The sequence below is a fragment of the Streptomyces sp. NPDC004561 genome (assembly GCF_053602155.1).
Genome location: NZ_JBSGDB010000604.1, coordinates 1 through 4,744, shown reverse-complemented (window position 1 = coordinate 4,744; position 4,744 = coordinate 1). Strand labels below are relative to the sequence as shown.

General features: G+C 71.9%; 7 protein-coding genes. 2 read left to right on the top strand and 5 right to left on the bottom strand.

Annotated elements, in window-relative coordinates; all coding sequences use genetic code 11:
* Positions 1–144 precede the first annotated feature (144 nt).
* Together ACWEN3_RS41740 and ACWEN3_RS41735 are read right to left on the bottom strand one after the other, a co-directional pair.
* Positions 145–672 (bottom strand): flavoprotein, encoded by a 528-nt coding sequence (locus ACWEN3_RS41740; protein ID WP_452982547.1) that lies wholly within the window; start codon positions 670–672, stop codon positions 145–147.
* 9 nt (positions 673–681) lie between these two features.
* A complete protein-coding gene (locus ACWEN3_RS41735; protein WP_452982544.1) occupies positions 682–1,140 on the bottom strand; it encodes a nuclear transport factor 2 family protein in 459 nt (152 codons plus the stop codon).
* Between the two features lie 103 nt (positions 1,141–1,243).
* On the opposite strand from ACWEN3_RS41735, the gene ACWEN3_RS41730 reads away from it, so the two are divergent.
* Positions 1,244–1,855, top strand: a complete 612-nt coding sequence (locus ACWEN3_RS41730) for a TetR/AcrR family transcriptional regulator (RefSeq protein WP_452982549.1) — start codon at positions 1,244–1,246, stop codon at positions 1,853–1,855.
* Here the strand turns inward: ACWEN3_RS41730 and ACWEN3_RS41725 are convergent.
* Positions 1,806–2,030 carry a ferredoxin gene (locus ACWEN3_RS41725; RefSeq protein WP_452982541.1) on the bottom strand — a complete coding sequence of 75 codons (225 nt, stop codon included), beginning with the start codon at positions 2,028–2,030 and terminating at the stop codon, positions 1,806–1,808. The genes ACWEN3_RS41730 and ACWEN3_RS41725 overlap by 50 nt on opposite strands.
* Positions 2,031–2,042: 12 nt before the next feature.
* On the bottom strand, positions 2,043–3,272 hold the full coding sequence (locus ACWEN3_RS41720; protein ID WP_452982538.1) for a cytochrome P450: 1,230 nt from the start codon (positions 3,270–3,272) through the stop codon (positions 2,043–2,045).
* A gap of 287 nt (positions 3,273–3,559) precedes the next feature.
* On the opposite strand from ACWEN3_RS41720, the gene ACWEN3_RS41715 reads away from it, so the two are divergent.
* Positions 3,560–4,009 (top strand): nitroreductase family deazaflavin-dependent oxidoreductase, encoded by a 450-nt coding sequence (locus ACWEN3_RS41715; RefSeq protein WP_452982535.1) that lies wholly within the window; start codon positions 3,560–3,562, stop codon positions 4,007–4,009.
* 261 nt (positions 4,010–4,270) lie between these two features.
* Here the strand turns inward: ACWEN3_RS41715 and ACWEN3_RS41710 are convergent.
* Positions 4,271–4,744 (bottom strand): cation diffusion facilitator family transporter (locus ACWEN3_RS41710; protein ID WP_452982532.1); only part of this gene is annotated, 474 nt, incomplete at its 5' end.

Sequence of the window (4,744 nt, the reverse complement as noted above, 5' to 3'; positions counted from 1 at the left end):
AGCCTCAGGCGATCAACCCGCCTGGTTGTCGACCGGAACCCAAACGCCGGGACGAGACAGATCTACCAACGGATTACTGGCGCAGAACACTAGTGCTGCGACCGACCCCGGCGGGATGCCGGCGGGGCCGACGCTGACCTGCCGCTAGCGTCGCTCCAGCAGGTCCAGGGCCGTCTCCCAGGGGAACTCCGGGCGCCGTCCGCCGGGCAGTGGTTCGCCGGAGTACGGGTCGCCGAAGCGGACGCCCATCCCGCGCAGCCTGGTCAGGCTGTCCCGGTAGGCGGGGTGGGCGGCCAGCGCGCCGGCCACGCAGGGCAGGACGGCGATCGGCACGCCGAGGCCCGCGGCCTCGCACAGGGTGCCGAGGGCGAGCGTGTCGGCGATGCCCGCGGCCCACTTGTTGACGGTGTTGAAGGTGGCGGGCGCGACCACCACCGCGTCCGGCGGCGGGAACGGCCGGGGGTCGGCCGGGGTGCGCCATGCCGACCGGATCGGACGGCCGGTCTGCGCCTCGACGGCGGCGATGTCGAAGAAGCCGCCCGTCGCGACCGGCGTGGCGATGACACCGACCTCGAAGGCCCGCTCCTGAGCGGCCGTGATCAGCTTGCTGACACCGGCGGCGACGCCGGCCGCGCAGACGACTACGTAGAGGAAGGGCTTGTCCCGGGTCATCCGGGAACCCTACTGAAGCGGGAAGGTCTCCCCTCGCTCGGCCTCGGGGCGGGGACCGCGGATTCGGCGCTGCCGCTCCTCGATGGGCACGTCGTTGATGCTGGCCTCGCGCCGGGTCATCAGGCCGTGCTCGTCGAACTCCCAGAGTTCGTTGCCGTAGGAGCGCCACCACTGGCCGCCGGTGTCGCGGGACTCGTACTGGAAGCGGACGGCGATGCGGTTGCCGTCGAAGGCCCACAGGTCCTTGCGCAGCGCGTACTCCAGCTCCCGCGCCCACTTGCCGGTCAAAAACTCGACGATCCCCGCGCGGCCGGTGACGAAGGTGTCGCGGTTGCGCCACACCGAGTCCTCGGAGTAGGCGAGCGCCACCCGGTGCGGGTCGCGGGTGTTCCAGGCGTCCTCGGCGGCCTGGACCTTCTGCGCGGCGGTCTCGCGGGTGAACGGCGGCAGGGGCGGACGGTCGGCCATGGCTTCTCCCAAGCTCGTGCCACAAAGGAGAACGAGCGTTCTCCGGATGGCTGCTACCGTAGGAGAACGCTCGTTCTCACGTCAAGGAGTGGTGGTGTCGCAGGTGGACGGCGCGATAGCCCGGGACAAGGCGCTCGACGCCGCCGAGGAGCTGTTCTACGCCCGCGGGGTGCAGTCCGTGGGCATGGACGAACTGCGCGGCGCGTCCGGCGTCTCGCTCAAGCGCCTCTACCAGCTCTTCCCCGCCAAGGAACAGATCGTCGCGGCCTATCTGGCACGACGGGACGAGCGCTGGCGCCGGCGGCTGGCCGAGCACGTCGAGCGGCAGCGGGACCCGCGGGAGCGGATCCCGGCCGTGTTCGACTGGCTGGAGGGGTGGTTCGGCGAGGACGGCTTCCGCGGGTGCGCCTGGCTCAACGCCTACGGCGAACTGGGCGCCACCTCGGCGCTGGTGACCCAGCAGGTGCGCGCCCACAAGGAGGGGTTCCGGGGCTACCTCGCCTCGCTCGTGGCCGATGCCGGACTGCCCGCCGCGCTGACCGGTCCGCTGTTCCTGCTGGCCGAGGGGGCCATGGTCACGGCGGGCGTCGACGGCGGTACGCGGCCGGCGGCCGAGGCCCGCGAGGCGGCGCGGGTGCTGATGGCGGCCGCCGCCCCGGACCGGCTCAGCCCGCCGCCTCCGGCTGCGTCTCCGGCTGCGTCTCCGACACGCTGATCGCGCTCACCGGGCAGGCCCGGGCCGCCTCGCGGACCATCGGGTCGCCCGCGCCGTCCTCCCGCCCGGGGAGCAGCATGCTGTAGCCGTCGTCGTCCTGGGTGAAGACGCCCGGCGCGGCCAGCGCGCACTGCCCCGCGCCGATGCAGCGGTCCCTGTCGATCTCGATGTGCATGAGCAGAGCCTCTTACCAGGTCACGGGGAGTTCCAGCATCCCCTGGATCGTGTCGCCGGGTTTGAACGGGATCTCCTCGGCGGGGGCGGCAAGGCGCAGTCCCGGCAGCCGCGTGAGCAGGGCGCCGAGGGCGATCTCCAGTTCCGCGCGGGCCAGGTTCTGGCCCAGGCACTGGTGGATGCCGAAGCCGAACGCCACGTGATGGCGGGTGGGACGGTGGAAGTCCAGGTCGTCGGGTTCCGCGTACTGGGACGGGTCACGGTTGATCACGGACGTGGAGAAGAACACGCCCTCCCCGGCCGCGATGGTGGTCCCCGCGACCTCGATGTCCTCCAGCGCCACCCGCACCAGGCCGTCCGCGATGGACAGCATCCGCATCAACTCCTCGACGGCGGCGGGCAGCAGCGCCGGGTCGGCGCGCAACTCGGCCAGCCGGTCGGGGTGCCGCAGCAGCGTGTAGGTGCCCAGGGAGATCATGTTGGCGGTGGTCTCGTGGCCCGCGACCAGCAGGATGACGGCCAGGGAGACGACTTCGGCGCGCTCCATCGTGCCCTGGCGCAGCCGCTCGTGGACCAGGTCGTCGAGGACGCCGTCGCCGGGGCCGGGCTCCTTCGCCTTCTCGTCGATGAGCCCGCCGAGGTACTCCTCCAGCCGGTCGCGGGCCCGCTGGGTGTCGGCGGCCGTCGGACCGCGCAGCAGCCTGCGGGACTGCTCCTCGAAGAACTCGTGGTCGGCGTACGGCACGCCGAGCAGGCCGCAGATCACCATCGACGGCACGGGCAGCGCGAAGGCGGAGACCAGTTCGGCGGGCGGGCCCTGCTCGGCCATCCGGTCCAGCAGCCCGTCCACGATCCGCTGGATGGTGGGCCGCAGCCCGGTCGCGCGCTTGACGGTGAACGACGGGATCATCATCCGCCGCTGCCGCTGGTGCTCGGGGTCGTCCACCCCGAGCAGGGACACCCGGCGGTCGCGCACGCCCGCGAAGCGCGCCGTCGGCACCGGGAAGCCGGGACGGCGGCGGTCGGAGGAGAGGCGGGGGTCGGCGAGCAGCGCGCGGGCGGTGGCGTGGCCGGTGACCAGCCAGACCTCGCGGCCGTCGTACAGGGTGACGCGGGACAGGGCTCGCCCGTCGCGCAGCGGGTCGTATCCGGTGGGCGGGTGGTAGGGGCAGGTGCGGTCCTGGGGGAAGGCGACGGGGTCGGCCGGGGTCGCCGGGCCGGTGATGTCCGTCAGTTCCGTCATGGAAAGACCTCGCAGACGAAGAGGTGCGTCGTGCCGATCTTCATTAGATGCCCCAGGCATCTATGGGTCGACGGCAAGTTCGGCCACTTCAATGTTCCGCCCGATCTGGCCGAAGTGCACAGGTCACAGGAGCCGGAACCGGCCAGAGACGCCCGTTCGGCCGACGTCACGGCCCGGTGTAATCACCCGTTCGGTGGACAGGGAGCACGGTACGGATCATTCAAGCGGCCACCGGTGTTGAAGCACGGTGGCGGACAGCCGTTGGACCGACGAAGGGGACGGATCCCATGCCTCTTGAGGGCGAGTACGAGCCCAGCACGGCGCAGTGGGTGCGTGAGCAGGTCGAACTGTACGAGAGCTCCGGCGGGACGAAGGGGACCACCCTGCGCGACACCGGGCTGCCGGTCATCATCCTGACCAGCCGGGGCGCGAAGAGCGGGAAGATCCGCAAGACGCCGCTGATGCGGGTGGAGCACGAGGGCCGGTACGCGGTGGTCGCGTCCCAGGGCGGCGCCCCGAAGCATCCGGTCTGGTACTTCAACGTCACGTCGGATCCGCGTGTCGAGCTGCAGGACGGTCCGGTCAGGCGGGACATGCGGGCCCGTGAGGTCACGGGGGCGGAGAAGGCCGAGTGGTGGGAGCGGGCGGTATCCGCGTATCCGCCCTACGCCGAGTACCAGGAGAAGACGTCCCGGGAGATCCCGGTCTTCGTCCTGGAACCGACCGATCCGAACTGAGCGCTCCACGGCCTGCACCACCGACCGGCCAACGGCCGGCCCCGGGCCCGAACACCGGCGGGGGCCCGGCTCGATCCGGCCTTTGCTCCCAGCCGGAGTCCGGCTCGATCCGGCCGTTGATCCCGGCCGGGCCCCGGCTCGATCCGGCTCTGCCACCGGGCCCACCGTCAGGGCGCGTTGGAATCGGGGCGGGGTGTGGTGTGTTTCGGAAAAAAGTGGGGCGGGGAGGTGTGAAGCCCGCTTCGGGTGGGCACTCGTGCGTCAGGTCCCGCCGCGTTCCCCCGTCGCGGCGGGGCTTTTTCCTGCCTCGCCCGCCGGGCGGTCGGTCACGTCGAGGAAGATCTGGCCGGCGCTGGGGAACATGTCGGCGAGGGACTGCTTGATGCGGACGGCGACCTCCTCCACGCGCTCGCTGTCCAGGCCCGGCGCCAGATCGATCCGGGCGGCCACCAGCGTGGAGTCGAGCCCCAGCTTCATCGTGAACAGCGCCTCCACGCTGTCGATCTCCGGCTGCGCCCGCAGCAGCGAGCGGATCCTGCCGCTCAGCTCCGGGTCGGCGGCCTCGCCGATGAGCTGGTCGCGGGCGTCGCGGCCGAGCCGGTAGGCGACGTACACCAGCAGCACGCCGATCGCGAGCGAGGCGGACGCCTCCCAGACGACCTGCCCGGTCACCATGTGCAGGGCCATGCCGACGATCGCGAGGCTCACGCCGAGCACGGCCGTGCCGTCCTCCGC